The following is an 898-nucleotide window of genomic DNA, read 5'->3' as shown; positions in this document are numbered from 1 at the left end:
TGGTTCTTGTCGTCTTTTTCATCGCCCTTGCCCTCGTGTTCGCGGTGTATCTCATCTCGACAACACTGACGGGCCTTCTCGTCGCCATCGGGCCATTCCTGCTGATCGGATATCTCTTTGAAGCCACAAAGGGCATCCCGGAACGCTGGCTCGGCAAGCTGATCGGCCTGGCGATCCTGTTGCTCCTGATCACAGCGCTTCTATCGCTGTTCACCGGCGGCATGACTGATTTTCTGAACACCAAGGTCTCGACCACGTTCACCGCCGACCCAGTGCAAACCGAAATCATCATCCTCGGCGAAATCGCCGCCTATACCGCCATCACGGCCTTCATCACGATCATGCTTCCCGGCATCGCCGCCTACATTGGCGGCGGTGTGGACTTCAATATTTCCGGGATCGTGAACCCAGCCAACTGGTTCAAATAATGAAGGGCTCACGCATGTTGTCTCGCCTGATTATCCTCATGTGCGCAGCCGGCCTACTGGCGGGCTGCGCGGCCAGTGACCCGCTGGCGACGGCTCACGGGCCGATGTTCGCCCTCAATCCCGGCCATTGGTCGCCAAGCGCGGCGCAGTTGGCACGACCGCCGCAGGTGCCCCACTCATGAACGCGGACATGAAAAACACGGCCTTGCCGATCGATAACGAACGGCTCGCCGCCTATTTCCAGGATGTCGAATCCTTCCAGGCCACTGAGAAGCGCACCGCCCGCCGCTGGGGCCGTGTGGGCTGGGTAGTGGCCGGCGTGTCCCTGGCGGTCAACGTGACCCTCGCGGGGGCGATCGTGATGATCCTGCCCCTCGAAAAGCTCGTGCCCGCCTTCATCACCGTGAAGTCAGACGGCACCACCAGTACCACCATGAATTTCAACAGCCTTCCCAGCGATGAGAAGGCGG

General features: G+C 60.5%; 3 protein-coding genes. All 3 read left to right on the top strand.

Translation table 11 applies throughout. The annotated features are described in order from the left end of the window. A partial coding sequence (locus APM_RS19285) for a type IV secretion system protein (RefSeq protein ID WP_007425075.1) occupies positions 1-428 on the top strand: 428 nt, incomplete at its 5' end. Then, positions 428-610: a type IV secretion system lipoprotein VirB7 gene (locus APM_RS23210; protein WP_081432844.1), complete on the top strand. Its 183-nt coding sequence runs from the start codon at positions 428-430 to the stop codon at positions 608-610. The genes APM_RS19285 and APM_RS23210, both read left to right, overlap by 1 nt. Then, the coding region (locus tag APM_RS19280) for a VirB8/TrbF family protein (protein ID WP_007425074.1) at positions 607-898 on the top strand (292 nt) is incomplete at its 3' end. The genes APM_RS23210 and APM_RS19280, both read left to right, overlap by 4 nt.

This window comes from Acidiphilium sp. PM (assembly GCF_000219295.1).
In the GTDB taxonomy this organism is placed as follows: Bacteria; Pseudomonadota; Alphaproteobacteria; order Acetobacterales; family Acetobacteraceae; genus Acidiphilium; species Acidiphilium multivorum.
The sequence above is the reverse complement of the archived record's forward strand: the minus strand, read 5'-3'. Positions and strand labels throughout refer to the sequence as shown.

Bases quoted from the DNA above. Each gene is read 5' to 3' on its own strand.
- APM_RS23210 (WP_081432844.1), top strand. From the start codon at position 428: ATGAAGGGCTCACGCATGTTGTCTCGCCTGATTATCCTCATGTGCGCA.